Annotated in this window: 24 protein-coding genes; 8 read left to right on the top strand and 16 right to left on the bottom strand. The window is 71.0% G+C overall.

Annotated elements, in window-relative coordinates; genetic code table 11:
* Positions 1 to 14: 14 nt before the first annotated feature.
* The 12 genes from aspA to ABFX81_RS37620 form a co-directional block, all read right to left on the bottom strand.
* Positions 15 to 1,427, bottom strand: a complete 1,413-nt coding sequence (gene aspA / locus ABFX81_RS37675; RefSeq protein ID WP_086847748.1) for an aspartate ammonia-lyase — start codon at positions 1,425 to 1,427, stop codon at positions 15 to 17.
* 120 nt (positions 1,428 to 1,547) lie between these two features.
* Complete coding sequence (locus ABFX81_RS37670; RefSeq protein ID WP_086847773.1) at positions 1,548 to 2,564, bottom strand: asparaginase; 1,017 nt, start codon at positions 2,562 to 2,564, stop codon at positions 1,548 to 1,550.
* A gap of 32 nt (positions 2,565 to 2,596) precedes the next feature.
* Positions 2,597 to 4,039 carry an amino acid permease gene (locus ABFX81_RS37665; RefSeq protein ID WP_086847751.1) on the bottom strand — a complete coding sequence of 481 codons (1,443 nt, stop codon included), beginning with the start codon at positions 4,037 to 4,039 and terminating at the stop codon, positions 2,597 to 2,599.
* Positions 4,036 to 4,713: a FadR/GntR family transcriptional regulator gene (locus ABFX81_RS37660; protein ID WP_086847753.1), complete on the bottom strand. Its 678-nt coding sequence runs from the start codon at positions 4,711 to 4,713 to the stop codon at positions 4,036 to 4,038. Before ABFX81_RS37660 ends, ABFX81_RS37665 begins: the two co-directional genes overlap by 4 nt.
* Positions 4,714 to 4,876: 163 nt before the next feature.
* Complete coding sequence (locus ABFX81_RS37655; protein ID WP_086847755.1) at positions 4,877 to 5,713, bottom strand: undecaprenyl-diphosphate phosphatase; 837 nt, start codon at positions 5,711 to 5,713, stop codon at positions 4,877 to 4,879.
* A gap of 72 nt (positions 5,714 to 5,785) precedes the next feature.
* Positions 5,786 to 6,133 (bottom strand): fluoride efflux transporter CrcB, encoded by a 348-nt coding sequence (crcB, locus tag ABFX81_RS37650; protein ID WP_086847757.1) that lies wholly within the window; start codon positions 6,131 to 6,133, stop codon positions 5,786 to 5,788.
* On the bottom strand, positions 6,130 to 6,546 hold the full coding sequence (locus tag ABFX81_RS37645; protein ID WP_086847759.1) for a DUF190 domain-containing protein: 417 nt from the start codon (positions 6,544 to 6,546) through the stop codon (positions 6,130 to 6,132). The genes crcB (ABFX81_RS37650) and ABFX81_RS37645 overlap by 4 nt, the downstream gene beginning before the upstream one ends.
* Entirely contained in the window at positions 6,543 to 7,004 is a 462-nt protein-coding gene (gene crcB, locus ABFX81_RS37640) for a fluoride efflux transporter CrcB (RefSeq protein ID WP_086847760.1), read from the bottom strand. The genes ABFX81_RS37645 and crcB (ABFX81_RS37640) overlap by 4 nt, the downstream gene beginning before the upstream one ends.
* A gap of 145 nt (positions 7,005 to 7,149) precedes the next feature.
* The gene (locus ABFX81_RS37635) at positions 7,150 to 8,130 is read right to left on the bottom strand and encodes an SMP-30/gluconolactonase/LRE family protein (RefSeq protein ID WP_086847763.1); all 981 of its coding nucleotides are present in this window, start codon (positions 8,128 to 8,130) and stop codon (positions 7,150 to 7,152) included.
* Positions 8,131 to 8,188: 58 nt separating this feature from the next.
* Positions 8,189 to 8,446, bottom strand: a complete 258-nt coding sequence (locus ABFX81_RS37630) for a helix-turn-helix domain-containing protein (RefSeq protein WP_086847765.1) — start codon at positions 8,444 to 8,446, stop codon at positions 8,189 to 8,191.
* Between the two features lie 185 nt (positions 8,447 to 8,631).
* Positions 8,632 to 10,191, bottom strand: a complete 1,560-nt coding sequence (locus ABFX81_RS37625) for a glycoside hydrolase family 53 protein (protein WP_346139332.1) — start codon at positions 10,189 to 10,191, stop codon at positions 8,632 to 8,634.
* 115 nt (positions 10,192 to 10,306) lie between these two features.
* Positions 10,307 to 12,328: a beta-galactosidase gene (locus ABFX81_RS37620; RefSeq protein WP_346139331.1), complete on the bottom strand. Its 2,022-nt coding sequence runs from the start codon at positions 12,326 to 12,328 to the stop codon at positions 10,307 to 10,309.
* A gap of 185 nt (positions 12,329 to 12,513) precedes the next feature.
* On the opposite strand from ABFX81_RS37620, the gene ABFX81_RS37615 reads away from it, so the two are divergent.
* From ABFX81_RS37615 to ABFX81_RS37595, 5 genes are all read left to right on the top strand, one after another.
* Complete coding sequence (locus tag ABFX81_RS37615; RefSeq protein WP_086850323.1) at positions 12,514 to 13,833, top strand: extracellular solute-binding protein; 1,320 nt, start codon at positions 12,514 to 12,516, stop codon at positions 13,831 to 13,833.
* Positions 13,830 to 14,756, top strand: coding sequence for an ABC transporter permease subunit (locus ABFX81_RS37610; protein ID WP_086850322.1), 927 nt, complete (start codon positions 13,830 to 13,832; stop codon positions 14,754 to 14,756). The genes ABFX81_RS37615 and ABFX81_RS37610 overlap by 4 nt, the downstream gene beginning before the upstream one ends.
* Positions 14,753 to 15,661, top strand: coding sequence for an ABC transporter permease subunit (locus ABFX81_RS37605; RefSeq protein WP_086850321.1), 909 nt, complete (start codon positions 14,753 to 14,755; stop codon positions 15,659 to 15,661). The genes ABFX81_RS37610 and ABFX81_RS37605 overlap by 4 nt, the downstream gene beginning before the upstream one ends.
* Complete coding sequence (locus tag ABFX81_RS37600; protein ID WP_086850320.1) at positions 15,658 to 16,689, top strand: substrate-binding domain-containing protein; 1,032 nt, start codon at positions 15,658 to 15,660, stop codon at positions 16,687 to 16,689. Before ABFX81_RS37605 ends, ABFX81_RS37600 begins: the two co-directional genes overlap by 4 nt.
* A gap of 94 nt (positions 16,690 to 16,783) precedes the next feature.
* Positions 16,784 to 17,173 (top strand): MarR family transcriptional regulator, encoded by a 390-nt coding sequence (locus ABFX81_RS37595; RefSeq protein WP_086850319.1) that lies wholly within the window; start codon positions 16,784 to 16,786, stop codon positions 17,171 to 17,173.
* A 34-nt stretch (positions 17,174 to 17,207) separates the two neighbouring features.
* Here the strand turns inward: ABFX81_RS37595 and ABFX81_RS37590 are convergent, their stop codons facing one another.
* The 4 genes from ABFX81_RS37590 to ABFX81_RS37575 all read right to left on the bottom strand — a co-directional run bounded on the left by ABFX81_RS37590 (position 17,208) and on the right by ABFX81_RS37575 (position 20,136).
* The gene (locus tag ABFX81_RS37590) at positions 17,208 to 17,609 is read right to left on the bottom strand and encodes an SseB family protein (RefSeq protein WP_086850318.1); all 402 of its coding nucleotides are present in this window, start codon (positions 17,607 to 17,609) and stop codon (positions 17,208 to 17,210) included.
* 161 nt (positions 17,610 to 17,770) lie between these two features.
* A complete protein-coding gene (locus ABFX81_RS37585; protein WP_086850317.1) occupies positions 17,771 to 18,505 on the bottom strand; it encodes a Type 1 glutamine amidotransferase-like domain-containing protein in 735 nt (244 codons plus the stop codon).
* Positions 18,506 to 18,508: 3 nt separating this feature from the next.
* Positions 18,509 to 19,168 (bottom strand): maltokinase N-terminal cap-like domain-containing protein, encoded by a 660-nt coding sequence (locus ABFX81_RS37580; RefSeq protein WP_086850316.1) that lies wholly within the window; start codon positions 19,166 to 19,168, stop codon positions 18,509 to 18,511.
* A 17-nt stretch (positions 19,169 to 19,185) separates the two neighbouring features.
* A complete protein-coding gene (locus ABFX81_RS37575) occupies positions 19,186 to 20,136 on the bottom strand; it encodes a phosphotransferase (RefSeq protein WP_086850315.1) in 951 nt (316 codons plus the stop codon).
* 171 nt (positions 20,137 to 20,307) lie between these two features.
* Between ABFX81_RS37575 and ABFX81_RS37570 the strand changes: the two genes are divergently transcribed.
* The 3 genes from ABFX81_RS37570 to ABFX81_RS37560 are packed head-to-tail and all read left to right on the top strand — an operon-like array spanning position 20,308 to position 25,700.
* Entirely contained in the window at positions 20,308 to 21,501 is a 1,194-nt protein-coding gene (locus ABFX81_RS37570; protein ID WP_346139330.1) for an MFS transporter, read from the top strand.
* Between the two features lie 54 nt (positions 21,502 to 21,555).
* Positions 21,556 to 23,322: a beta-galactosidase gene (locus tag ABFX81_RS37565; protein ID WP_086850314.1), complete on the top strand. Its 1,767-nt coding sequence runs from the start codon at positions 21,556 to 21,558 to the stop codon at positions 23,320 to 23,322.
* Positions 23,316 to 25,700, top strand: a complete 2,385-nt coding sequence (locus ABFX81_RS37560; protein ID WP_346139329.1) for a beta-galactosidase — start codon at positions 23,316 to 23,318, stop codon at positions 25,698 to 25,700. The genes ABFX81_RS37565 and ABFX81_RS37560 overlap by 7 nt, the downstream gene beginning before the upstream one ends.
* The last annotated feature ends 8 nt before the right edge of the window (positions 25,701 to 25,708 follow it).

The raw sequence follows: 25,708 nt of genomic DNA, 5'->3' as shown, positions 1-25,708 counted from the left end.
TCCGCTCGCGTGGGTCAGGCCACCGGAGCCGGGCCGCTGCCGGCCAGGACCTCCGGGCGCAGCAGGCCGGCGAGCGTCTCGGCGGGCAGCAGGCCCTTCTCCAGCACGAGTTCGGCCACGCCCCGGCCGGTGGCGAGGGCCTCCTTGGCGATGTCGGTGGCGGCCGTGTAGCCGATGTGCGGGTTGAGGGCGGTGACGAGGCCGATGGAGTTCTCGACGGTCGCGCACAGCGCCTCGGTGTTGGCCGTGATGCCGTCCACGCAGCGCTCCGCGAGGGTGAGGCAGGCCGCACGCAGATGCGTGATGGACTCCGACAACGAGTGCAGGATGATCGGCTCGAAGGCGTTGAGCTGGAGCTGTCCGGCCTCCGCGGCCATCGTGATGGTGACGTCGTTGCCGATCACCTCGAAGGCCACCTGGTTGACGACCTCGGGTATCACCGGGTTGACCTTGCCGGGCATGATGGACGAACCGGCCTGCACCGGCGGCAGGTTGATCTCGCCGAGCCCGGCGCGCGGACCGGAGGACAGCAGCCGCAGGTCGTTGCAGCTCTTGGAGAGCTTGACCGCGATGCGCTTGAGCACACCGGACATCTGGACGAAGGCGCCGCAGTCCTGGGTGGCCTCCACCAGGTTGGCCGCCGTCACCAGGGGCAGGCCGGTGATGGCCGCGAGGTGGCGGCGGGCCGACTCGGCGTATCCGGCGGGGGCGTTGAGGCCGGTGCCGATCGCCGTGGCGCCGAGGTTGATCTCATGGATCAACTGGACGGCCTCGGCGAGACGGGACCGGTCCTCGTCAATCATGACGGCGTACGCGGAGAACTCTTGACCCAGCGTCATGGGGACCGCGTCCTGCAACTGTGTACGGCCCATCTTGAGCACGTCGTGGAACTCGACGGCCTTGCGGGCGAAGGCGTCCTGGAGGACGGACATCGCGTCGAGCAACCCGCGCACCGCGAACACCGTCGCGATCTTGACGGCGGTCGGGTAGACGTCGTTGGTGGACTGGCCGAGGTTGACGTCCTCGTTCGGGTGCAGATACCGGTACTCGCCCTTGGCGTGACCCAGCAGTTCCAGCGCCCGGTTCGCCACGACCTCGTTGGCGTTCATGTTGGTGGACGTGCCCGCGCCGCCCTGGACGACGTCGACCACGAACTGGTCGTGCAACTCGCCGTCGCGGATCTCCCGGCAGGCCTCGACGATGGCGGCGGCCTTCTTCGGGTCCAGCAGCCCGAGTTCCTCGTTGGCGAGGGCCGCGGCCTCCTTCACCGCGGCCAGGGCATCGATCAGATGCGGGTAGGCGGAGATCGGCATACCCGAGATGGGGAAGTTCTCCGTGGCCCGAAGGGTGTGCACACCCCAGTAGGCCTCGGCGGGAACGTCACGGTCGCCGAGCAGATCGTGTTCGGAGCGGGTGGCGGCGGTCATGAGGGTGAGGGGTCCCTTTTCTGAGGAGTGAGGGTGGATTCACGCCCTTAAGGGGCGCGGGGAACTGCGCGACCAGCCACAGAGGGCCCGCAGTCGCCGACGAGGAGATCCGGCACACCGCTAGGCGCGAGCCGATCCGACAACGGGCTCCAGCGAGCGAACGGGCCGCACACGCCCGACCTCCCGACCGCCCCCGAGCAGCGGCTCACCCGCGAACTCGGTGAGCAGTTCCGGGTCGACACCCGCCCGGGCCAACGCCGCGGCGGTCACCGGCACACGGGCCCGGTTCGCACCATCCGCGATCTTCACAGCAACGGCCCGCCCATCGGCCAGCGCAGCCACCTGCACCCCCTCGAAGCCGTCCTTGGACAACAGCCCCGGCACGGCCCGCATCATCGCGGCGACGTCCCGGCCGGAGCCGGAAGCCATCTCGGCGTGTTCCCGCATCGCGTCGGCGACGCGGGCCTCGGGCGTCCCCGGAGCTGCCGTGGCGATCCGCGCCGTGGCCCGGGCGAGGCCGTGCAGGGAGATGGAGAACAGGGGCGCGCCGCAGCCGTCGACGGTCACCCCGGCGATGCGCTGCCCGGTGAGGTCCTCGAGGATCTCGGCGATGGCCTGCTGGAGCGGGTGGCCGGGGTCGAGGTAGTCCCCCAGCGACCAGCCGTTGAGCACGCAGGTGTAGAGCATGGCCGCGTGCTTGCCGGAGCAGTTCTGCGCGAGCCGGGAGGGCAGCCGGCCCTCGCGCACCCAGGCGTCCCGGACGACCGGGTCGAACGGCAGGTCCGGGACGTTGCGCAGGTGGTCCTCGGTGAGCCCGGCGAGGTCGAGGATGCGCCGGGCACCGGCGAGGTGGCGTTCCTCGCCGGAGTGGCTGGCCGCGGTCAGTGACAGCAGCTCGCCGTCGAGCGGGAGCCCGGCCCGTGCCATGGCCACGGCCTGGACGGGCTTGAGCGCGGAGCGGGGATAGAAGGCGGCCTCGATGTCTCCGATCTGGAGCCGGACCTCTCCGTCGGCGCCGAGGACGACGACGGAGCCGTAGTGGATGCCTTCGACGATTCCGCCGCGTATGAGGTGGGCGACGGGGGCGTGGACGGGTTCACGGACCAGGGGTGCGTCCGCGAGGGAACTGCTGTACATCACTGCCTGCTTCTCGTGGAGCGACGCGTCTGTCACGCGTCGGCTCCGGTCGTTGACTTGCGCGCGACACGGCCGCGGACGGCGAACCATCCGGCGACCAGTGCCCCGACGATCAGCGGCAGGCACAGCACGGTGGTGCGTCCCGCGCCGCCGTCGGCGTACATGAGGACCAGGACGGAGGCGAGGAACGCCAGCGTCACGATCTCGGTCCAGGGGGAGCCCGGCAGCCGGTAGCCCGGGCGGGTCAGCTCGCCCTTCTGGGTCTTCTGCCAGAAGAGGAGGTGACAGATCATGATCATGCCCCAGGTGGCGAGGATACCGATCGCGGCGAAGTTCAGCACGATCTCGAACGCCTCGGCGGGCACGACGAAGTTGAGGCCGACGCCCAGGACGCAGATGCCGCTGGTGAGCAGGATGCCGCCGTAGGGGACCTGGCTGCGGCTCATCACGGAGGTGAACTGGGGCGCGGATCCGGCCATGGCCATGGAGCGCAGGATGCGGCCGGTGGAGTAGAGGCCGGAGTTGAGGGAGGACATCGCGGCGGTGAGGACGACGAGGTTCATCACGTCGCCGGCCGCCGGGATGCCGATGTTGGACAGCACGGTCACGAAGGGGCTCTCGCCGGCGGTGTACTTGTTCCACGGCAGCAGCATCGACAGCAGGACGACCGAGCCGACGTAGAAGACACCCACGCGCCACATGATCGAGTTGATCGCCTTGGGCATGATCTTCTCGGGGTTCTCGGTCTCACCGGCCGCGACGCCGACCAGCTCGACGGAGGCGTAGGCGAAGACGACGCCCTGGATGATCAGCAGCATCGGCAGCAGGCCGTGCGGGAAGACGCCGCCGCTGTCGCTGATGAGGGACGGGCCGGGGCTGTGACCGTCCACGGAGTGCTGGGTGACCAGCAGGAAGATGCCTATGCACATGAAGACGACGAGTGCGCCGACCTTGATGATCGCGAACCAGAACTCCAGCTCGCCGAAGATCTTCACCGAGATCAGGTTCACGGTGAGCACGACCGCCAGCGCGATGAGCGCGATCACCCACTGCGGGATGTCGGAGAACATGCCCCAGTAGTGGGTGTAGGTCGCGACGGCGGTGATGTCGGCGATACCGGTGGTCGCCCAGTTGAGGAAGTACATCCAGCCCGCGGTGTAGGCGCCCTTCTCCCCCATGAACTCACGGGCGTAGGACACGAACGCGCCGGAGGAGGGCCGGTACAGCACGAGTTCGCCGAGGGCGCGGACGACGAGGAAGGCGAAGAGGCCGCAGACCGCGTAGGCGATGAAGAGGGAAGGGCCCGCGTCGGCGAGGCGGCCACCGGCGCCGAGGAAGAGGCCGGTGCCGATGGCGCCGCCGATGGCGATCATGTTGACGTGCCGGGACTTCAGGGACTTGCTGTAGCCGGCGTCTCCGGCATCGACATGGCCGGAACGTTTCTGCACGCCTTCGTGCAGGGACTGCTCGCTCACGCCTCGGGTCCGCCTTCCGTGGGGGTGTCCGTGCGCGGGGAACGCACGATGTCGGTGAGGGTCGTCTCGACCCGGTCGAGGTGGTGGGCCATGGCCTCCACCGCGTCGTTCTCGGAACCGTCGGTCAGCGCCTCGACGATCGCCCGGTGCTCACGGTTGGACTGCTCGCGGCGGCCGCCCAGCTCGTTGAGGAAGGCGGACTGGCGGGCCAGTGCGTCCCGGATCTCCTCGATGACCCGGCGGAAGACCGGGTTCTGGGCGGCCTCGGCCACGGCGAGGTGGAACAGCGTGTCCATCGCGACCCACGCCGTGGTGTCCGTCTCGCGTTCCATCCGGTCCAGGAGGTGGGCCAGGTGGTCGAGGTTCTCAGGGGTGCGGCGCCGGGCCGCGTACCCGGCGACCGGGATCTCGACGTGGCGGCGCACCTCCAGCAGGTCGCTGGCCGAGTAGTCGCCGAAGGTGGGGTCCTCGACGGTACTGGCGACGACGAAGGTGCCCTTGCCGGTCCTGGACACGGTCAGGCCCATGGTCTGCAGCGCCCGCAGCGCCTCGCGCAGCACGGGCCGGGAGACCTCCAGGGTGCGGCACAGCTCCGCCTCGGAGGGGAGCTTGTCGCCGATCGCGTAGTCGCCGCGCTCGATGGCGTCGCGCAGATGCGCCAGCACCGCTTCCATGGCGCTGATGCGACGTACGGGCTGTCCGGCTGTCCGGCTGTCTGACAGGTTCACGGGGGTGATCCTCCGGGGCATGTGAGGCGCCTGTCAAGGGCCCGAAAGGAAGAGTTCAGGGCGCCGGAAGCCGGGGTTCACGTTTTGGGCCCTGGCTCCTCGCAACCGGTCAGCTGTGCAGCACACCGGCTCCGAGCAGGCCGAACAGCAGCACTCCCACGACGATCCGGTAGATCACGAAGGCGTTGAAGGAGTGCTTGGCGACGAATCTCAGCAGCCAGGCGATGGAGCCGTAGGCCACCACGAAGGACACGATCGTGCCGACGGCGAGCGGGACCGCCCCCACGCCGGTGCCCAGGGCGTCCTTGAGTTCGTAAAGGCCGGCGCCGGTCAGGGCGGGGATGCCGAGGAAGAAGGAGAGCCGGGTCGCGGCGACGCGGTCCAGGTCGAGGATCAGCGCCGTGGACATGGTGGCGCCGGAGCGGGAGAAGCCGGGGAAGAGCAGGGCGAGGATCTGGGAGCTGCCGACGAGCATGGCGTCCTTGAACGAGGCGTCGTCCTCACCGCGCTTGTGCCGGCCCATCTGGTCCGCCGCCCACATCACCCCACTGCCGGCGATCAGCGAGCCGGCCACCACCCACAGCGAGCCGAGCGGGCCCTCGATGAGCGGCTTGGCGGCAAGTCCGACGGCGACGATCGGGACGGTCGCGCAGATGACCCACCAGGCGAACTTGTAGTCGTGGTGGAGACGCTCCTCACGGTCGGACAGGCCCCGCCCCCAGGCGGAGACGATCCGCACGATGTCCTTGAAGAAGTAGACGAGCACCGCGGCGATCGCGCCGACCTGGATGACGGCCGAGAACCCGATCACGGCGTCGTCGTCGACGGGGATGCCCATGAGCCCTTCGACGATCTTCAGATGGCCGGTGGAGGAGACGGGCAGGAACTCGGTCACCCCCTCGACGGCTCCGAGGACGACGGCCTGACCGACGCTGATGACGCTCATGGGATCCAGTTCTGTGCGGGGTGGGACGGGCGTGGAGAGGACCGTCCTACTACACGCGGGCGAGAACGGATCTCACAGACGCGCGAGCGCCACCCCTGCGAACGCCGCCCCGAGACCGGCCGCCAGGCTCGCCGCCACATTGAGGACGGCGTAGCCGCGGGCCCCCGTCTCCGCCAGCCGCAGCGTCTCGTAGGAGAACGTCGAGTACGTCGTCAGTGCTCCGCACAAACCCGTGCCGAGCAGCAGTTGGACGTGTCCGGCGACGCCGGTGAGCAGGCCGAGGACCAGGCAGCCGGCGACGTTCACCGCGAAGGTGCCCCAGGGGAAGACGGAGTCGTGCCGGGACTGCACCGCGCGGTCGGTGAGGTAGCGCAGCGGCGCGCCGACCATCGCGCCCCCGACGACCAGCAGCCAGTTCACAACGACCTCTTACCCTTCGCGTCCGTTTCGCCCGGAGTGTCCTCCCGGGAGGTGGTGGGGGTGCCCCCGGTCGAGCGAAGCCGAGACTGGGGGAGGATGACCTCGCAGTCGTCGAGGGTCACCAGGCCCTCGGTGACGAGTTCGTCGAGCTGGGGCAGGAAGGCCCGGACACGTGGCTCGGTGTCGACGATCACGACGGCGACCGGCAGGTCCTCGCTCAGGGACAGCAGCCGCGAGGTGTGGATCAGCGAGGAGGCGCCGAAGCCCTCGACGCCCCGGAAGACGCTGGCGCCCGCGAGGCCCGCCGCGTGGGCCCGGTGGACGATCTCCGAGTAGAGGGGCTTGTGGTGCCAGGTGTCGTTCTCGCCGACGAAGACGGTCAGGCGCAGGGCCCTGCCGGTCAACCGTGTCATGGCTGCCTCCGCTTCAGGGCACGGCGGGTCGACCAGGCCGCGAGCCACACCGCCGTGAGCGCCGCGAGCGGGGTCGCGGCGAGGTAGGCCAGGCCGGCGCGGAGGTGGCCGCCGTCGGCCAGCTTCTGGATGTCGACGGCGTAGGTCGAGAAGGTCGTGAAGCCCCCGAGGACGCCGGTGCCGAAGAAGGGACGGACCAGACGGTGGGCGGGCCGGAACTCGGTGATGACCACCATGAACACGCCGATCACGGCACAGCCGGCGACGTTGACCCAGAAGATCGTCCAGGGGAAGCCCCCCGTGGGCGAGGGCCACCACAGGGACGCCGCGTACCGGGCGGCGGCCCCCGCTCCCCCGCCGAGCGCCACCACCGCGACGACCGGCGCCTGAGCGCGCCAGGCGGGCGGGTGCGGGGCGGAGGGCTGGATGCGGAGGCTTTCCGCCTCGGGGGCCGTCATGGTCGTACGTCTCCTACTCGCCGGGGCCCGGGATCGTGCGGGCGCGTGCCGTCGCAAGTAGGGACCGTTGGCGGCGTCCGTGCCGCGGTTCGGGTACGGCGGGCCCCACCGCCGCGCCGCGAGGGTGTCGCGGCCGGGGTTCAGGTTAACCCCGGCGCGAACCGGCGTCACCTCGGGCCGGCGGCTCGCAGACCGCCACGCCCGGCTCCCAGAGGCTGCCCAGCACGAGGTGTCCGCCCGCTTCGCACACGCTGGTGACCATCCGGTAGCCGGAGTGGCGGCGGGCGAGATGGTGGACGACGCGGCCCTCGTCGTCGAAGGCCAGGACGGCGATCGTGCCGGTGGGGCGGAAGGGGGCGCGTACGGCCACGCGGGCGGCGGCGCGGCGGACCGCGGGTGTGGCGCGGTGGAGCAGGTCGAGAGCGGGGACACGGGGCCCGGCCAGCGCGACCCAGATCGGTCCGTCCGGGGTGCCGCGCCAGAGGTTGTCGGGCATGCCCGGGAGGTTCTCGGCGAAGGGCTCGCTCCGGCCGGCGTCGGGCCCGGTGAGCCGGTAGCGGGTGAGGCGGCGGGCCCCGGTCTCGGCGACGACGAGGTACGACTCGTCGGCGCCGGCGGCGAGCCCGTTGGCGAACTGGAGGCCGTCCAGCACCACCTCGGGGGTGTCCGCGCCGGGGGCGAGGCGCAGCAGCCGTCCCGTTCCGGTGTGTTCGACGATGTCTCCGATCCAGTGGTCCAGGGGGTGGCGGCGGCTGGAGACGGTGAAGTACACGCTGCCGTCGGAGAGGGACACGACGTTGCTGGCGAATCGCAGTCGCTCCCCCGCCACCGCGTCGGCGAGGACGCGGACCGTGCCGTCGCCCGTGTCGACACGCAGCAGTCCGCGTTCGGCGTCGCACACCAGCAGGTCGCCGTCCGGGAGGAGTTCGAGTCCGAGCGGCCTGCCGCCGGTCTCGGCGATCACCTCGGTACGGGCCGTCACCGGGTCCCCCAGGCCGTCCAGGCGCAGAATGCGGCCGTCCGCCAGGCCGGTCAGCACGCGGCCGTGCGGGTCGGCGACCACGTCCTCGGGGCCGTGGCCCACCTCGACGTAGTGGCGTGGGACGAGTGGCGTGGGACGGTCCATCGCGCGTATGTCCTTCACGTCGGGGGAGATTCCGCTGTACCGGGTGGTACCGGGTGGCCTACCAACCCTTTTCAAACATCCGGGCGACCTCTGCGATGCGCATCTCGTCGCGGTGGTAGTGCACGCGGCCCTCGGACCGGCTGGTGCGCAGCATGCCGGTGGCCTGGAGCAGCCGGAGATGGGTGACGGCGACCGGGTGGGGCATCGAGAACCTCTCGGCGACGGCGTCCGTGGTGACGCCGTCCGCGGCGGGGCCGGGTTCCTTCAGCCAGGCCAGGATGCGCAGGCGCGTCTCGTCCGTGGGAGTCCTCAGCATGTCGTGCCCCTGCCTCGCGGCTCTCGTCCTCTTACCGCGTCTTCCCACTGTCGCGCAGTCGAAGCCGCCGCGTCCGGGACTCGGCATCGTTGACCGATACCGAACTGCCGTGTTTCGCAGCCGAGTTCGGATATGGAAGAGGGCCCGGCCGCGTGCGCGCGGCCGGGCCCGCATTCCCCGCGTGGTCAGCGGTGGCGGAACCAGGACATCGACGAGAGCGCCCGGTCGTCGTAGCCGAACAGCGCCTGGTTCTCCCAGGCGTTGCCGGAGGACGGGTCGGTCGGGTCCCAGCCGTTGCCGTTCACCGCGGTCCAGGTCGCCTCCCAGTAGAAGATGCCGAGGCCACGGCCGTTCGGGACGGCCTCCACGATGCTCGCCACGTCGTTCATCCACCGGGTCTGACCGGCCACGCTCGCCGGATAGCCGGAGACCAGTTCGGCACTGGTGTCGATGATGTTCTCGTGGGAGTCCTCGCTGTCGAGGCGGAAGGGGTAGGCGGTCTCCGCGACGAACACCGGCTTCCCGTAGCGGGAGGCCGCGTCGTCGAGGGTCGTCTGGAAGTCGGCCAGCGTGCCGTGCCAGTAGCCGTAGTACGACAGGCCGATCGCGTCGAACTTGACGCCGTTGGAACGCGCGCTGTCGAACCACCAGCGGGTTCCGGTCAGGTCACCGCCCTTGGCGAGGTGCAGGGCGACGGTCGTGTTCGAGTTGACCGCCTTGACCGCGTCGTAGCCGGAGTTGAGCAGACCGGCCAGCTGTGACCAGTTGGAGGTCGATCCCTCGTTCCACAGCATGCCGCCGTTGATCTCGTTGCCGACCTGGACCATGTCGGCGGTGGTGCCCTGCGCCTTCAAGGCGTTCAACACGTCGTAGGTGTGGTTGTACACGTCGGTCCTGAGCTGACCGTACGAGTGTCCGGCCCAGGCCGCGGGCTTGTCCTGGCGGCCGGGGTCGGCCCAGAAGTCCGAGTAGTGGAAGTCGACCAGCAGCTTCATGCCCTGCGCCTTGACGCGCTTGGCCAGGGCGAGGACGTGCGCCTTGTTGTTGTAGCCGTCGGCCGGGTTCACCCAGACCTTGAGGCGCGCGTAGTTCATGCCGGACGACTTGAGGATCGCGAGGGCGTCGCCGGACGTGCCGGAGCTGTTCCGGTAGAGGCCGCCCTTGGCCTCGCTCTTGGGCAGGGACGAGATGTCTGCGCCCTTGATCGATGTACCGGACGTGCCCGACGTGAAGGTCAGGTCGTCGACATTGATCCAGTTGCCGGCGTTCGCGTCACTGTTGACGCTGATGGTGCACTGGTTGTTGGTCACATTGACCGGCACGACGATCCGGATCCACCCGCCGGCCGAGACCGGCAGGTCGGTGCGCTGCTCGGCGCCGCCGCAGTTCTTCAGCGCTATGTACGCGGACTTCTGCCCGCCGCCGGAGCGCACCCAGGCGGTGAGCTTGTAGCTGCCGTTGGTGAGTCCGGACAGGTACTGGTACGTCTCCACCTTGTAGGCGGCCGAGGCCCAGTGGCTGAGGCGGTAGCTGCCGCCGTGACCGCCGGACTCGGTGAACGAGGCGCCGGTGTCGCCGTACTCGGACCAGCCGCCCGGCGTGGCCGCGCCCGCGCCGTCGGCCTCGAAGCCGCCGTTGGTCAGCGTGCTCGCGGCGTGGGCGGAGGGGGCGGGCAGGGCCGTGAGGGCGAGCCCGGCCGCGAGCGGGAGCAGCAGGGTTCTGAGCGTGCGTCTGGGATGGAACATCGTCGTCCGTCGTCCCTTCGACGTGGGGGTTGGGGGTGCCCCTCGCCCGGAGGCGAGGCGTGAGAGCCCCTCCGCCCGCGGCTCCTGCGGCTCGCACGGGCGGAGGGGAGTCTGTTCAGCCGTCGAGCCGGACGACCCGGACGGCTCCGGCCGGGACCGCCAGCCGGCCCGCGGCGCGTTCGCCGGTCAGCAGTTCGGTGCCGTCGGCCTCCAGCGGCACCTTGGCGTCCGAGCCGGTGTGGTTGACGGCGAACAGGTAGGTGCCCGACTCGCCGGTGCGGCGCACCACTTCGACGTCCCGGGGCAGGTCGGCGCGCGGGGCGAGCCGGGCGTCCTCGACCGCCCAGCCGAGCAGCGCGTCGAGACCGTCGGCGCCGAGCCGGGTGGAGACGTACCAGGCGGTGCCCTCGCCGAGGCGGTGCCGGGTGACGGCGGGGCGCCCGGCGGTCAGCCCGTCGGCGTACGTCAGGACGGTCTCGGCGCCGCGCGGCACGACGAACTCCGTCCACACGTCGGCGCCCAGCTCGGATCCGTCGGGGCCGGTGACGCCCACCCGTTCACCGGGCAGCAGCGGGGAGAACTCCTCGACCGTGAGGCCGAGGACGTCCCGCAGCGGGCCCGGGTAGGCGCCCTCGTGGACGGCGTCGTGCTCGTCGACGATGCCGGAGAAGTACGAGACGACCAGCGTGCCGCCGTTCTCGACGTAGGCCTTCACATTGCGCCCGGCCGCTTCCGTCATCAGGTACAGGGCCGGTACGACGACAAGGGGATACCTCGACAAGTCGGCTTCCGGGTGGGCGAAGTCGACGGTGAGGTGGCGGTCGTAGAGGGCCTCGTAGAAGGCGTCGGCGCGTTCGCGGGCGTCGTGGTCGACGCTGGGGCGCCAGTCGAGGTTCTGCGCCCACCAGGAGTGCCAGTCCCACAGCACGGCCACGTCGGCTTCGGTGCGGGTGCCGCGGATCTCGCTCAACGCGCCGACGGCGGCGCCGAGTTCGACGACCTCGCGCCACACGCGGGTGTCGGTGCCGCCGTGCGGGACCATCGCCGAGTGGAACTTCTCGGCGCCTCGCCGGGACTGGCGCCACTGGAAGAACATGGCGCCCTCGGAGCCGCGCGCCACGTGGATGAGGGAGTTGCGGGCCATTTGGCCGGGGGCCTTGGCCGGGTTGCGGGACTGCCAGTTGACGCCCGAGGTGGAGTGTTCCAGCAGCAGCCAGGGGGCGCCGCCCGCGACGGAGCGGGTGAGGTCCGCGGCCATCGCCAGGTTGACGTGGGTGCGGCGGCCGTCGGTGATCAGGTAGTGGTCGTTGGTGACGATGTCGACCTCACGGCCCCAGGCCCAGTAGTCGACGGAGTCGCACTGGCTCAGCGCGGTCATGAAGTTGGTCGTGACCGGGACGCCGGGAGACAGACGGTGCAGGATGTCCCGCTCCGTCACGAAGTTCTCGCGCATGGTGGCGTCGGCGAACCGCTTGTAGTCCAGCGCCTGGCCCGGGTTGACGGCCGCGGGAGTGGACCGGGGCGGGTTGATCTGGTCGAGGTCCGCGTAGCGCTGGCCCCAGAAGGCCGTGCCCCAGGCCTCGTTGACCGCATCGACCGTGCCGTACGTCGTCGCCAGCCAGCGGCGGAAGTGTGCGGCGCACGAGTCGCAGTAGCACGCCGAGACGGGGACGCCGTACTCGTTGTGCACGTGCCACATCGCCAGGGCGGGGTGGTCGCCGTAGCGTTCGGCGAGCTTCGTGGTGATGGCGGCGGCGGCCACACGGTAGTCCGCGTTGCTGTGGCAGATCGCGGCGCGGGAGCCGAACTCGTAGCGCACACCCTCGGCGGTCACGGGCAGGGCGTCGGGGTGGGCCCGGTAGAACCAGGCGGGCGGTACGACGGTGGGGGTGCCGAGGTCGACGCGGACGCCGTTCTCGTGCAGCAGGTCCAGGAGGCGGTCGAGCCAGCCGAAGTCGTGACGGCCGGGTGAGGGCTCCAGCAGCGCCCAGGAGAAGATCCCGACGCTCACCATGGTGACGCCGGCCTCCCGCATCAGCCGGACGTCCTCCTGCCAGACGCTCTCCGGCCACTGCTCGGGGTTGTAGTCCCCACCGAAGGCGAGCCTGGTGAGGCCCCTGGGGGTGGTCTCCGGCATGGATGGTCTCCCGGTCGGTCGATCAAATGGGAACGTGCACACACAGCGGCGCGGTGCGGAGCCCCAACATAACCGCACAGCAACAACCATTGACAAGTGTCCGGGATGTTTCTCTACTGTGAACGCTCACAGAAGCATGGCAGGTCCTCGCAGCAGGCGAGGACCCCAGGTCAGGGGAGAGATCCATGCCGTACACGAAGCGCCGCCGCCTCGTGACATCCGCCGTCGCCGTAGCGCTCGGCGCCACCGCCCTCGCCGCCTGCGGCTCGGAGTCCGGGGACAGCGAGACCGAATCGGGGCCCGTCTCGCTGACGTACTGGACCTGGACGCCCGGCATGGACAAGGTCGTGGACCTGTGGAACAAGGGGCCGGGCAAGAAGGACCAGATCACCGTCACGGTGAAGAAGCAGGCGTCCGGCGACACGCTCATCACCAAGATCCTCACCGCGCACAAGGCGGGCAAGGCGCCCGACCTGGTGCAGGCGGAGTACCAGGCGCTGCCCACGCTGGTCAGCAACGACGCCCTGGCGGACATATCGAAGAACGTGGGCGACGCGAAGGACAGCTTCGCCGACGGCGTCTGGCAGCAGACGACACTGGGCACCGACGCCGTCTACGCGGTCCCGCAGGACATCGGGCCGATGATGTTCTACTACCGCGAGGACCTGTTCAAGGAGTACGGCCTGACGGTGCCGACGACCTGGGACGAGTTCGCGGAGACCGCCCGCGAGCTGAAGAAGGCAGCCCCCGACAAGGACCTCACCACCTTCTCCGCCAACGACTCCGGCCTCTTCGCGGGCCTCGCCCAGCAGGCGGGCGCCAAGTGGTGGACGACCTCCGGCGACCAGTGGAAGGTCGCCATCGACGACGCGGCGACGCAGAAGGTCGCGAAGTTCTGGGGCGGCCTGGTCAAGGAGGGCGCCATCGACAACCAGCCGATGTACACCCCGTCCTGGAACAAGGCGCTCAACACCGGCAAGCAGATCGCCTGGGTCAGCGCCGTGTGGGCACCGGGCACGCTGACCACGGCCGCCCCCGCCACCAAGGGCAAGTGGGCCATGGCCCCGCTCCCCCAGTGGTCCGCGAGCGACAACAGCACGGGCAGCTGGGGCGGCTCCTCCACGGCCGTCACCACGGACTCCAAGCACCAGGAGGCCGCCGCCAAGTTCGCCTCCTGGCTGAACACCGACAGGGACGCCCTGAACGCGCTGGCCAAGGAGAGCGGCATCTACCCGGCCGCCAAGGACGCCCAGACCAGCGGCGCCTTCCTCAAGCCGCCGGCCTACTTCTCCAACCAGGCCGACTTCTACTCCAAGGCCGCCGACATCGCGGAGACGACCGCGCCGTCCGCCTGGGGCCCCAACGTGAACGTCGCCTACACCACCTTCAAGGACGCCTTCGGCGCCGCCGCGAAGAACAAGTCGGACTTCGGCGCCGCGCTGGAGGAGATGCAGGACGACACCGTCGCCGACATGAAGAAGCAGGGCTTCGAGGTCGCGGAGTGAAAAGCACGGCACACCGGCAGTCGTACGGGGTCAAGGGGGCCCCGTACGCCTTCCTTGTCCCCGCGACGATCCTGTTCGCGCTCTTCTTCGCGCTGCCGATCGGCTACGCGGTCTGGCTCAGCCTCCGCAAGGTGAAGGTCTCGGGCCTGGGTCTGGGGTCCGGCGCCCGCAGGGAGGTCTGGGCCGGCCTGGAGAACTACACCGACGCCCTCACCGACAGCGAGTTGGTGAACGGGGCGCTGCGTGTGCTGGGCTACGGCTGCATCGTCGTCCCCGTCATGCTCGGCCTCGCCCTGCTGTTCGCGCTGATGCTGGACTCCGAGAGGGTGCGGCTCGCCCCCTTCACCCGGCTCGCGATCTTCCTGCCGTACGCCATCCCCGGCGTGGTGGCGGCGCTGCTCTGGGGCTTCCTGTACCTGCCGGACGTCAGCCCCTTCTACTTCGTTCTCGACAAGCTGGGCCTGCCGCAGCCGGACCTGCTGGACGGCGGGCCGCTGTACCTGGCGCTGTCGAACATCGCGGTCTGGGGCGGCACCGGCTTCAACATGATCGTCATCTACACCTCGCTCCAGTCGATCCCGGCGGAGGTGTACGAGGCGGCGAAGCTGGACGGCGCCACCCCGGCGCAGATCGCGCTGCGGATCAAGATCCCGATGGTGGCGCCGTCGCTGGTGCTGACCTTCTTCTTCTCGATCATCGCGACGCTCCAGGTGTTCAGCGAACCGACCACCCTCAAGCCGCTCACCAACTCGGTGTCCACGACGTGGAGTCCGCTGATGAAGGTGCACCGGGACGCGTTCGGCGAGGGTGACATCTACGGCGCCGCGGCGCAGGCCGTGATCATCGCGTTCGCCACGCTCCTGCTGTCCTTCGGCTTCCTGCGGGCCGCGAACCGTCGTCAGAAGCAGGAGGCAGCCCGATGAGCTCCCTTGCCGTTTCCCAGGCCGAGCCGGTGGCGGGCACCGCGCCGGGTACCGCCCAGGGCCGCCCGCCGCTGCGCCGCCGGATCGCCCTGATCCCGACGGTCACGCTGTTCCTGGGGGCGGTCTACTGCCTGCTGCCGGTGGCCTGGGTGGTCATCGCGGCCACGAAGTCCGGCAGTGAACTGTTCTCCACGTTCACGTTCCTGCCGGGCACGGGCTTCGCCGACAACTTCCGGGATCTGAGCGCCTACCGCGACGGCGTCTACTGGTCGTGGATGGGCAACTCCGCCCTGTACGCCGGGCTCGGTGCCCTGCTGTCGACGTGCGTGTCGGCGTTCAGCGGCTTCGCGCTGGCGATCTACCGCTTCCGGGGCCGCGAGACGATCTTCAACGTGCTGCTCGCGGGTGTGCTGATGCCGCCGGTGATCCTCGCGATCCCGCAGTACCTGCTGCTGGCGAAGGCCGACCTCACGGACTCCTACCTGTCCGTCCTGCTGCCGCAGATCCTGTCGCCGTACGGCGTCTACCTCGCAAGGATCTACGCCGCCGCCGCGGTGCCGGCCGACGTGGTCGAGGCAGGCCGGATGGACGGGGCGAGCGAGTGGCGGATCTTCACGCGGATCGCGCTGCCGATGATGATCCCGGGCATGGTGACGGTGTTCCTGTTCCAGTTCGTGGCGATCTGGAACAACTTCCTGCTGCCGTACATCATGATCAGCGACGACGAGAAGTTCCCGATCACCCTCGGCCTGTTCACCTTGCTGGAGCAGGGCGCCAACACCCCGGCGCTGTACACCCTGGTGATCACCGGCGCGTTCCTGGCAGTGCTCCCGCTGGTCGCTCTCTTCCTGGTCATCCAGCGGTTCTGGAGTCTGGATCTGCTCTCCGGAGCCGTAAAGTCATGACCATGAACGCTGCGGGGGGCAGGCGCAGGCCGCCCACGATCCACGACGTGGCGCGCGAGGCGGGGGTCTCGCGCGGCACCGTCTCGCGTGTGCTCAACGGCGGCCACTACGTCAGCCCGGCCGCCCAGGAGGCGGTGAACGCGGCCATCCGCAGGACGGGTTACGTCGTCAACCGGCACGCCCGCTCGCTGATCACGGGCCGCTCCGACTCGATCGGCTTCCTGCTGACCGAACCGCAGGAGAAGCTGTTCGAGGACCCCAACTTCAACGTCCTGCTGCGCTGCTGCACCCAGGCGCTGGCCGCGCACGACATCCCCCTGCTGCTGATGCTGGCCGGCACGCAGGACGAGCGGCGCCGGATCACGCGGTACATCACCGCGGGCCACGTCGACGGCGTGCTGCTCGTCTCCAGCCACTCCGCCGACCCGGTCGCCGAGCAACTGCACGAGGCGGGGGTGCCCCTCGTGCAGTGCGGCAAGCCCATGGGGCGCGGCACCAAGGTGAGCTACGTGGCGGCGGACGACCGGGACGGCGCCCGCGACATGATGCGCCACCTGCTGTCGCTGGGCCGCCGCCGTATCGGCATGGTGAACGGCCCGGTGGACACCCCGGGCGGTGTCGATCGCCTCGCCGGCTACAAGGAGGTGCTCACGGAAGCGGGCCTCGAGATCGACGAGCGGCTCATCGTCTCGGGCGACTGGGGCCGGGCCAGCGGCGAGGCGGGCGCCGAGCGGTTGCTGGCGCAGGCCCCGGACCTGGACGCGGTGTTCGTCGCCTCGGACCTCATGGCGCAGGGCGTGCTGGCGGCCCTCCAGCGGGCGGGGCGGCGCGTCCCGCAGGACATCGCGGTGGGCGGCTTCGACGACTCCCCGGCCGCCCTGGCCTCCAGCCCCGAGCTCACGACCATCCGGCAGCCGTGGGACCGGATCAGCGCCGAGATGGTACGGGTGCTGCTCGCGCAGATAGGAGGCGAGGATCCGGCGGCGGTGATCCTGCCGACGGAGCTGGTCAAACGGGAGTCGACGTAGGTCCCGCTCCCGGCGACGTAGGGTCCCGCTCCCGGCGAGGGACGCGCACTGTATGCACGAGCATGGAACGCCACGCCGGTGTTACCGTTCACATATGGCGTCGAAAACGGCTGGTGCGCGGCTTGAGGAACGGTGGCGGGACATCCTGTCGGCGCACGCGCGCACGATGTGCGAGATCGACCGGGCGCTGCATCCGCACGGTCTCGGCGCGTCCGATTTCGAGGTCCTGGACATCCTCGCGAGCACGGCGCCCGAGGAGGGCGACCAGTGCCGGGTGCAGAACCTGGTCGGGCGGGTCCACCTCAGTCAGAGCGCGCTGTCCCGGCTCATCGCCCGACTGGAGAAGGACGGGCTGGTGACGCGTTCGGTGTGCGTGGAGGACCGGCGCGGCGTGTGGGTGGCCCTGACCTCCAAGGGCCGTGACCTGCACGCGGAGGTACTGCCGCTGCAGCGGGCCGCGCTGGCCCGGACCCTGGGCGCGTAGACCGCCCGGGCCCGGGCTTCCGGCCCACTCGGTCCTACGGGCGTGCCAGCAGGGTGCGTACTCCCTCCGAGGTGAGCGTCAGGCGGTGCTCCGAGCTGCCGTCTATGGTGAGCGACAGGTCGTCGGCCGGCCATTGGGCGGCCAGGGCGCCGAGCGGCACCAGGCGGTAGCGGGAGACGAACGGCAGCAGCCCGGCCATCTCCACCTCGGAGGTGAACACGGGCACCACCGGCTCGCCGCCCGGCTGCTCCAGCACCGGCAGTGCCACCGCCGAGGGGTTGGCGGTGTCGGCGTCGTTCGCGTCGTCGGGCACGGGGATGAGCACGTCGCTGTTGGCGAGCGCGTCCAGAGCCGCCGCGTCCTCGGTGTTGTCGGCGAGGGCGTCCAGAGCCCGCTGGGCGGGCGTGGGCGTGGGGTCGTTTGCGGGTGTCTCCATGGCAGATTCCCTGGTAGCGGCGGTCGTGCGGCCCGCCCGGGACATGATCCGCCCCGGGCGCGGTCCTGCTCGCGTACCCGATCGCGCCGGAAGCAATCCTGTTGATCTTCCGAGGTTCAGGGGATCAACGGGATGTGGCCGGAGGTTCAGGAACGCCGCGCCTACAGGGAGGCCCCGAGCAGCCGGCAGGGCAGCGCACGCTCGCTCACGCCGCCACCCCCGACCGGTTCCACTCGGTACACCCCGGCTCCCCGCGCCCGGGTGACGGCTTCCGTCGGCAGACCGTCCGCGAAGAGCACTCCGGCCCCGTCCTCCACCGCCCAGCCCGACGCCAGCCGTCCCGCTGCCACGGCCGCGCGGTAGGAGGGCCGACGACCCGGTTCGCTGTCGTAGTGCGGGCAGACGGAACCCGGCAGCAGCCCCAGACCGTCGGGGAGACACCTCAACGGCCCGAAGGAGTCGGTGTGCGAGCCCTCGGCCCAGCAGTTGGCGCCGGCGCTGATGCCGCACAGCAGCGTGCCGTGGCCGTAGGCCTCCCGCAGCAGCCGGTCGACGCCGTGGGTCCGCCATACCGCGAGGAGGTTGGCCGTGTTGCCACCGCCCACGTAGACGACGTCCTGGGCGAGCAGGAAGGAGCGCAGTGCGTCGTCGTCCAGGTCACGGCGGAACAGGTGCAGGACGGAGGGTTCGCAGGCGGGGCGGTCCCCGAACGCCGTACGGAACTGTTCGATGTAGGCCGGCGCGTCTCCGCTGGCCGTGGGCACGAAGCACACCTTGGGGCGGGAGGCGCGTGCCCGGGCCAGTACCCAGTCGTCCAGGAGGCCGTCGTCGTCGGTGGAGAAGCCGCCGCCGAGGAGGGCGAGGCGCCGCGGGGGTTCGACGGCCACGGCGGTCATCCTCTAGGCCGCAGGGCCGGTGAGCAGAACGGCGAACACTCCTCGGGCGCGGGTGCCGTCCGGCAGTTGCCAAGCCCCGGTGACCTGGCCGGCCACTCCCCGGGAGGGCGGGACAGAGCCGTCCGGGGCAGGTCGCAGCACCCGGTGCAAGCGGAGGGTCGTGCCGTCCGGGGTGGTCAGCCGGGTGCCGTCCTGGTCGTCGGTGGTGACGAAGTCCGTGGGGACGGTGCCTTGGCCGGTGTGGGACGCGACGACCTCCCGGTCGGGGGCATCGCTGATGTTCTGGTCCTGGGCCTGCGCCCGCCCCTCGATCAAGGCCGCGAACCGGTCGAGCAGCACGGGGTCGTGACAGCCGTCGTAGGCCCAGCGCCGCCCGAGCACGCCGTGCTCCATGGTGCCCACGAGGGCGTGCTCCGCCCCGTCGAGCGGGGCGCCGCGATAGGTGAGCGGCACCAGGTAGGTGGTCGGGTCAGGGCCGGAGGCGTCGGTGACGACGATGAACTCGATCCCGACCTCGCCCTGCGGGTCGTCCAGCCGGAACCCGCCGGCCTTGGCCGGCTTCGGTTCGTCCGTGCCACCGCGGTACCACGGACGGGAGGGCAGCCAGGAGGTGAGCAGCTCCAGCTTGCTCGGTTCGAGCGAGGTTTTGTGGATGACGGCCATGGCGAAGGTCCCTTCCGTTACGTCAGCCCGAACACACGGTTGCGACGCAGCTGCCCGGCGCACCACCGGAAGTGTCCGTCGCTGTCGTCCAGGCCGAACAGGTCGTAGGTGGTGAGTGCGTAGACGGCTTGATAGGTGGTGAGGGCGGCGGGTGAGTAGCCGAGCTCCTGCGCGAAGAGCCGGGTGAGTTCCGCGGTGTGCTCCTGGGCGTGCGGGCCGTACATGTCGCAGACGGCGGCGGTGACGGCGGCCTCGAAGGCCGGGTCGCCCGCGGTCGTGCAGAAACCGAAGTCGAGTACGGCGACGGGTCGGCCGGCCGTGTCGACGTGGATGTTGGGCGGCACGAGGTCACCGTGGATCACGGTGACCGGGGCGTCGGGCAGCGACCGCAGAGCGTTCAGCGTGTGCTCGACGCCGGCGGCGAAGCCGGGCACCCGCGCGGCGAGGGCGGCGCCGTGCCGGGCCGCGGCCCGGGCGACCAGGGCCGCGAGCGCGTCCTGAAAGCGGTCGTGGCCCTGCCAGAGGGGCCGGTCGTCGCCCTGGACGGTCAGCCTGCGCATCGCGTCCGTGCCCGGCACCGACGCCAGAGCGCGCAGGACGGCGAGCAGCGTGTCCTTGTGCCGGGCGGGCAGTTCGCGCTCGTAGTCCTCATGTGCGGAGTCGCCCCGCATCGGCACACCGGGCAGCTCACGTTCGTACGTCACCGCGATGCCCTGGTGTTCCTGGACGTCGAGGATCTCGGGGGTGGCGAAGGGCAGTCGGTGTGCCGCGATGTCCGCGTAGACCTGGCGGGTGAGCTCGGTCGGCGGTCTGACGGTCCACACCTTGGCGACCCGTCCGGCGCCCAGCCCGTAGACGACACCCTCGACACCGGCGCCGATACGGCGGGCCTCCGGGTGTCCGTGGTCGGCGAAGTATCCGGGCCAGGGGTCGGCGGGACGCGTTTCGTCGCTCCTGGAGGTCTCCACGCGCGCATTAGATCAGCCGCTGCACCAGCTCGGCCACGCGATTACAGGAGTGGTCACAGCAGCGGGGAACGTGCGCGGAGCTTCTCGTCCGTGCCGCCGAAGGGTGTCGACGGAACGGATGTTACCGGTAACATCACCATTCCCTGCCGTCGGCCGTACCTCGGAGTCCGCGTGACCGACCAGCCCGCCGCACAGCGCGCAAGCACCCTCTCCCCCGCACCGTCCGCCCCGGTCTTCAGTCGGCCCGCCACGGTCGCCTCCTGCGTGGGCTTCGTGCTCATGGGTGCGTTGCAGGCCCTGTACGGGCCCGCGATCCCCGGCTTCCGTGCGGAGTTCGGGCTCTCGCCGTCCGCCGCCGGGCTGGGGCTCAGTGCCCACTTCGTCGGTGGCGTGGCCGGTGTCCTGTTGTTCGACCGGCTCTACGGGCGGGTCGGCAACCGGCACCTCCTCGGCAGCTCCTACCTGCTGATGGCGGTCGGCGCGGCGGGTTTCGCGCTGGCGCCCGGCTGGCCCACCGCCCTGGCGGCGGCCCTGCTCGCCGGGCTCGGTTTCGGCGGCATCGACTACGGGCTCAACCAGCTGTTCGCCGTGGGCTTCGGCCACCGTTCGACCGCGATGCTGAACATCCTCCACGCCCACTTCGGCATCGGCGCCATCCTCAGCCCCGCCCTGATCGGCGTGGTCGGCTCCGAGCACTACCCGGCCGTCTTCCTCGGTTTCGCCCTCGCCAACCTGCCGTTGCTGCTGTGTCTGAGGGGCGTACGGAACGACGCGCCCGTCCCGGCCGGTGACGAGGCGAGCGGTGGGGCGGTCCTGCGGCGGAGCCTCGTCTCGGTGCTCGCCGTCTTCGTCGCTCTCTACGTCCTGCACGTGGGCATCGAGGCCGGTGTCGGCGGCTGGGAACCCACGCACCTGGAGACCGTCGGCTACGGCGCGGGCGTCGCCGCCACCGCCACCTCCGTGTACTGGCTGATGATGACCGTGGGCCGCTTCCTCGTCGCGCCACTCGCGCTGCGTTTCTCCGCCCAGGCGATCATCACCGTGTCCTGCGCGGGCATGACGGTGTGTCTGCTGGCCGCGTCCGTGCCGGTGCTGGCGCCGTACGCGTACGCCGGTGTCGGTCTGTTCATCGCGCCGATCTTCCCCACCGGGCTGCCCTGGCTGAACCGGGCCGCCCCGCGGGCCCGCAGAGCCGGTGCCCTCGTCATCGCCGCCTCGATGGTCGGCGGTGTCGTGGCGGGTCCGGCGCTGGGCAAGGCCATCGAGTGGTCGGATGTCCGCGCGGTGCCCCTGCTGCTGTGCGGTGTCTCGGCGCTGTGCCTGGCCGCGACGCTCTGGCTGATCCGCGTCACCCGCTCCCGCTGAAACGCCCATCGACGTCCCTTGACTTCCGCCCGCATCCCGAAGGGAAGCCTCCTCATGCCCGCCCTGACGACGACGTCCGACGGATTCCTGCTGCACGGCGAGCCGTTCCGGATCATCTCCGGTGCGCTCCACTACTTCCGTGTCCACCCCGGCCTGTGGTCCGACCGGCTGCGCAAGGCCCGGCTGATGGGCCTCAACACGGTGGAGACCTACATCCCGTGGAACCACCACCAGCCCGATCCCGACGGGCCTCTCGTGCTCGACGGCCTCCTCGACCTGCCCCGGTTCCTCCGACTCGCCCAGGACGAGGGGCTGCGCGTACTGCTGCGTCCCGGTCCGTTCATCTGTGCCGAGTGGGACGGCGGCGGCCTGCCCGACTGGCTGACGTCGGACCCGGACATCCGGCTGCGGTCCAGCGACCCGCGTTTCACCGGAGCCGTCGACCGCTACCTCGACCTGCTGCTGCCCGCGCTCCGGCCGCACCTGGCGGCGGCCGGAGGTCCGGTCATCGCCGTGCAGGTGGAGAACGAGTACGGGGCCTACGGCGACGACAGCGCGTATCTGAAGCACCTGGCCGACGCGTTCCGCTCCCGGGGTGTCGAGGAGCTGCTGTTCACCTGCGACCAGGCCGACGCCGAGCACCTGGCCGCCGGGAGCCTGCCGGGCGTGCTCACCGCCGGCACCTTCGGAAGCCGCGTCGAGCAGAACCTCGGGCGGCTGCGCGAGCACCGGAGCGAAGGCCCGCTGTTCTGCGCCGAGTTCTGGATCGGCTGGTTCGACCACTGGGGCGGACCCCACCACGTACGGGACGCGGCCGACGCCGCCGCCGATCTGGACCGGCTGCTGTCCGCCGGGGCGTCCGTCAACATCTACATGTTCCACGGCGGCACCAACTTCGGCTTCACCAACGGCGCCAACCACAAGCACGCCTACGAACCCACCGTCACGTCGTACGACTACGACGCCGCGCTCACCGAGTACGGTGACCCGGGCCCGAAGTACCACGCCTTCCGCGAGGTCATCGCCCGCCATGTCGGCGTCCCCGACGAGCCCGCCCCGGCTCCCGGGCCCAAACTGCCACCGGTCGACGTCGAGTTGGACGGCCGGGCACCCCTGCTTCCCCTCGCCGGCACGCTCACCGCTCCCGTCCGCACCGACGCCCCGGTGACCATGGGCGAGCTCGGACAGCACACCGGCTACGCGCTCTACCGCACCGTCCTTCCCGCCTCCGGTGACGGCCTGCTGCACTTCGCCGGCGGCGTCGGCGACCGTGCCCAGGTCTTCGTCGACGGCGCACCCGTCGGTGTCCTGGAGCGCGAGCGCCACGACGAGACGCTGCCGGTGCGCATCCCGCACCCGGGAGCCAGGCTCGAGGTGCTCGTCGAGAACATGGGTGGCGTCAACTACGGCCCCCGCATCGGCGCCCCGAAGGGCCTGCTCGGGCCCGCCTCCTTCAACGGCACCGTCCTGCGCGGCTGGGACTGCCACGCGCTGCCGCTGGACGACCTGGAGGCGGTGCCGTTCACCCCGGGCGACGGGACGGCGGTCACCGTGCCGGCCTTCCACCGCGGCACCTTCGAGGTGAACACGCCAGCCGACGCCTTCCTCGCCCTGCCCGGCTGGACGAAGGGACAGGCCTGGGTCAACGGCTTCCACCTGGGCCGCTACTGGAACCGCGGCCCGCAGCACACGCTGTACGTCCCCGCGCCGGTGCTGCGGCCGGGCGGCAACGAGCTGGTCCTGCTGGAACTGCACGGCACCACCGCCACCAGCGTCCAGCTCACCGACACGCCCGACCTCGGCCCGGAGAACACGTGGTGACCCCGCACCGGTTGCGCGTTCCCAAGTCCTCCGCTCTCCCGCTGACCGGCCACCTGCCCTTCGCGGACGCGCCGGGCGTACCCGACCCGATCGGGGTCACCAGCCGCTGGCTCACCCGTGGCGGCCGCCCCTGGTTCCCGGTCTCCGGCGAGTTCCACTACTCCCGCTACCCGGCCCGGGAGTGGGAGGAGGAGCTGCTGAAGATGAAGGCGGGCGGGGTGACCGCCGTCGCGTCCTACGTGATCTGGATCCACCACGAGGAGATCGAGGGACGGACCCGCTTCGACGGCGACCGCGACCTGCGTCGCTTCGCCGAGCTGTGCGCCCGCCACGGCCTGGACTTCATCCCGCGCATCGGACCCTGGTCCCACGCCGAGGTGCGCAACGGCGGCCTGCCCGACTGGCTGCTCGCCCGCGCCGCCACATCGCGCACCGACGATCCGGCCTATCTGGAGCCCGTGCGCGCCTGGTTCACGCAGATCGCCGGGCAGTTGCGCGGCCTGGACCGGGCGCACGGCGGCCCGATCGTCGCGATCCAGATCGAGAACGAGCTCTACGACCGGCCCGGCCATCTGCGCACCCTGAAGCGCCTGGCCCAGGAGGCCGGACTGAGCGCGCCCCTGTGGACGTCGACCGCCTGGGGCGGGGTCCAGCTTCCGGGCGAGGAACTGCTCCCTCTGTACGGCGGCTATCCGGAGGCGTTCTGGACGGAGGCGGACGGCGGCTGGCCCGACACCTGCCGCAAGCACTTCTTCTTCACCCACGAGCGCGACGACGAGGGCATCGGCGCCGATCTGCGGCCCACGGCCGTGCGCGGCGCCGACCCCGTACCGGTGGACCGCTTCCCGTGGGCCACCTGCGAGTTGGGCGGCGGCATGGCGGTGGCCTACCACCGGCGACCCCGGGTCGAGGCCGCCGACGTGGGTGCACTCGGGCTCACCAAGATCGGCTGCGGTTCGGTGTGGCAGGGCTACTACATGTTCCACGGCGGCACGAACCCGCCCGGCGAGCTGACGTCCCTTCAGGAGTCGCACGCGACCGGCTACCCCAACGACCTGCCCGTCCTGTCCTACGACTTCCAGGCCCCGCTCGGCGAGTACGGCCAGGTGCGGCCCTCGTACCACGAACTGCGGCTCCAGCACCTGCTGCTGGCCGACTTCGGGCACCGGATCGCGCCCATGGAGTCCGTGCTGCCCGAGCGGCTGCCGGCCGGGCAGCACGACCGGGACACGCTGCGCTGGGCCGTCCGCAGCGACGGCACCTCGGGCTTCCTGTTCGTGACCAACCACCAGCCGCACGAGCCGCTGCCCGACCACCCGGACACGGCCTTCACGGTCGGCTTCCCGGACGCACCGACGCTGACGCTGCCGAGCGTTCCCGTCACCGTGCCCTCCGGCGCCTGCTTCTGCTGGCCCCTGCGGCTGGACGTGGCCGGGCTGCGGCTGGAGTGGGCGACCGCGCAGCCGGTGTGCACCGTCGAGGCGGGCGGGCGTACGGTCCTGGTGCTGGCCGCGACCGACGGCGTCGCGCCCGAACTCGCCCTGGACGCGGACACGGTGGCGTCCGTCGCGACACCCACCGGGGAGGTCACGCCGATCGGCGGCAGGGTCCTGGTCAGCGGAGTGCGGCCCGGCACCGACGCCCTGGTCGAGGTGGACGCCGCCGACGGTTCACGCGTCGGGCTGCTGGTCCTGGACGCGGGGACGGCCCGTACCGTCTACCGGGGTGACGCCTGGGGAGCCGAGCGGCTGGTGCTGTGCGGGGACGGAGTCGTCTTCGACGGTGACGAGGTACGGCTGCACAGCCCGGCCGCCGAGCCGTCGTTCGCGGTGCTGCCCGCGCCGGATGCCGTCCCGGTCGTGGCGGGGGCGCGGGTGCGGGCGGTGGCGGACGGCGTGTTCACCCGCTACACGATCGGGGCCGCGCCCCTCGCGGACACCGCGGTGCCCGTCACCCTGGTCAGGCCCGCCGGTCCAGCGCCCGAGCCGGTGACCGGCGTGCAGGGGCGGGCGAGCGTACCGGCGGACAAGTACGTGGAGACGGCGGCCGCCGAGTACCACGTCGACGTACCGGAAGACCTGCTCCGGGCGCCCGCCGGTGTCCTGCTGCGGCTGCGCTGGACGGGCGACCTGGCCCGGGCCTATGTAGGGGACGTCCTGGTCGCCGACCAGTTCTACTCGGGCCGGGTCTGGGACATCGGCCTGGACCGGCTGCCGGTGGAGGAGGTACGGGCGCGGGGTCTGCGGATGAGGGTACTGCCGCTGGCCGCGGAGGCTCCTGTGCATGTACCGGGGCAGGCGGGTGACGACTGGCGTGCGGCCGGGGTGCGGCACGCCGAGTGGGTGGTCACGCGCTCGTGGACGGTGCGGGCCGGCTGAGAATCCCG

This window comes from Streptomyces coeruleofuscus, assembly GCF_039532725.1.
GTDB classification, from domain to species: Bacteria; Actinomycetota; Actinomycetes; order Streptomycetales; family Streptomycetaceae; genus Streptomyces; species Streptomyces coeruleofuscus.
This window is presented reverse-complemented; position numbering and strand designations above follow the sequence as displayed.

Excerpts from the sequence above, each read along its gene's own strand:
- aspA (WP_086847748.1), bottom strand. The coding sequence starts at position 1,427 with ATGACCGCCGCCACCCGCTCCGAACACGATCTGCTCGGCGACCGTGAC.
- ABFX81_RS37670 (WP_086847773.1), bottom strand. The coding sequence starts at position 2,564 with ATGTACAGCAGTTCCCTCGCGGACGCACCCCTGGTCCGTGAACCCGTC.
- ABFX81_RS37660 (WP_086847753.1), bottom strand. The coding sequence starts at position 4,713 with ATGGAAGCGGTGCTGGCGCATCTGCGCGACGCCATCGAGCGCGGCGAC.
- ABFX81_RS37655 (WP_086847755.1), bottom strand. The coding sequence starts at position 5,713 with ATGAGCGTCATCAGCGTCGGTCAGGCCGTCGTCCTCGGAGCCGTCGAG.
- ABFX81_RS37645 (WP_086847759.1), bottom strand. The coding sequence starts at position 6,546 with ATGACACGGTTGACCGGCAGGGCCCTGCGCCTGACCGTCTTCGTCGGC.
- crcB (WP_086847760.1), bottom strand. The coding sequence starts at position 7,004 with ATGACGGCCCCCGAGGCGGAAAGCCTCCGCATCCAGCCCTCCGCCCCG.
- ABFX81_RS37635 (WP_086847763.1), bottom strand. The coding sequence starts at position 8,130 with ATGGACCGTCCCACGCCACTCGTCCCACGCCACTACGTCGAGGTGGGC.
- ABFX81_RS37630 (WP_086847765.1), bottom strand. The coding sequence starts at position 8,446 with ATGCTGAGGACTCCCACGGACGAGACGCGCCTGCGCATCCTGGCCTGG.
- ABFX81_RS37625 (WP_346139332.1), bottom strand. The coding sequence starts at position 10,191 with ATGTTCCATCCCAGACGCACGCTCAGAACCCTGCTGCTCCCGCTCGCG.
- ABFX81_RS37620 (WP_346139331.1), bottom strand. The coding sequence starts at position 12,328 with ATGCCGGAGACCACCCCCAGGGGCCTCACCAGGCTCGCCTTCGGTGGG.
- ABFX81_RS37615 (WP_086850323.1), top strand. The coding sequence starts at position 12,514 with ATGCCGTACACGAAGCGCCGCCGCCTCGTGACATCCGCCGTCGCCGTA.
- ABFX81_RS37605 (WP_086850321.1), top strand. The coding sequence starts at position 14,753 with ATGAGCTCCCTTGCCGTTTCCCAGGCCGAGCCGGTGGCGGGCACCGCG.
- ABFX81_RS37600 (WP_086850320.1), top strand. The coding sequence starts at position 15,658 with ATGACCATGAACGCTGCGGGGGGCAGGCGCAGGCCGCCCACGATCCAC.
- ABFX81_RS37595 (WP_086850319.1), top strand. The coding sequence starts at position 16,784 with ATGGCGTCGAAAACGGCTGGTGCGCGGCTTGAGGAACGGTGGCGGGAC.
- ABFX81_RS37590 (WP_086850318.1), bottom strand. The coding sequence starts at position 17,609 with ATGGAGACACCCGCAAACGACCCCACGCCCACGCCCGCCCAGCGGGCT.
- ABFX81_RS37585 (WP_086850317.1), bottom strand. The coding sequence starts at position 18,505 with ATGACCGCCGTGGCCGTCGAACCCCCGCGGCGCCTCGCCCTCCTCGGC.
- ABFX81_RS37580 (WP_086850316.1), bottom strand. The coding sequence starts at position 19,168 with ATGGCCGTCATCCACAAAACCTCGCTCGAACCGAGCAAGCTGGAGCTG.
- ABFX81_RS37565 (WP_086850314.1), top strand. The coding sequence starts at position 21,556 with ATGCCCGCCCTGACGACGACGTCCGACGGATTCCTGCTGCACGGCGAG.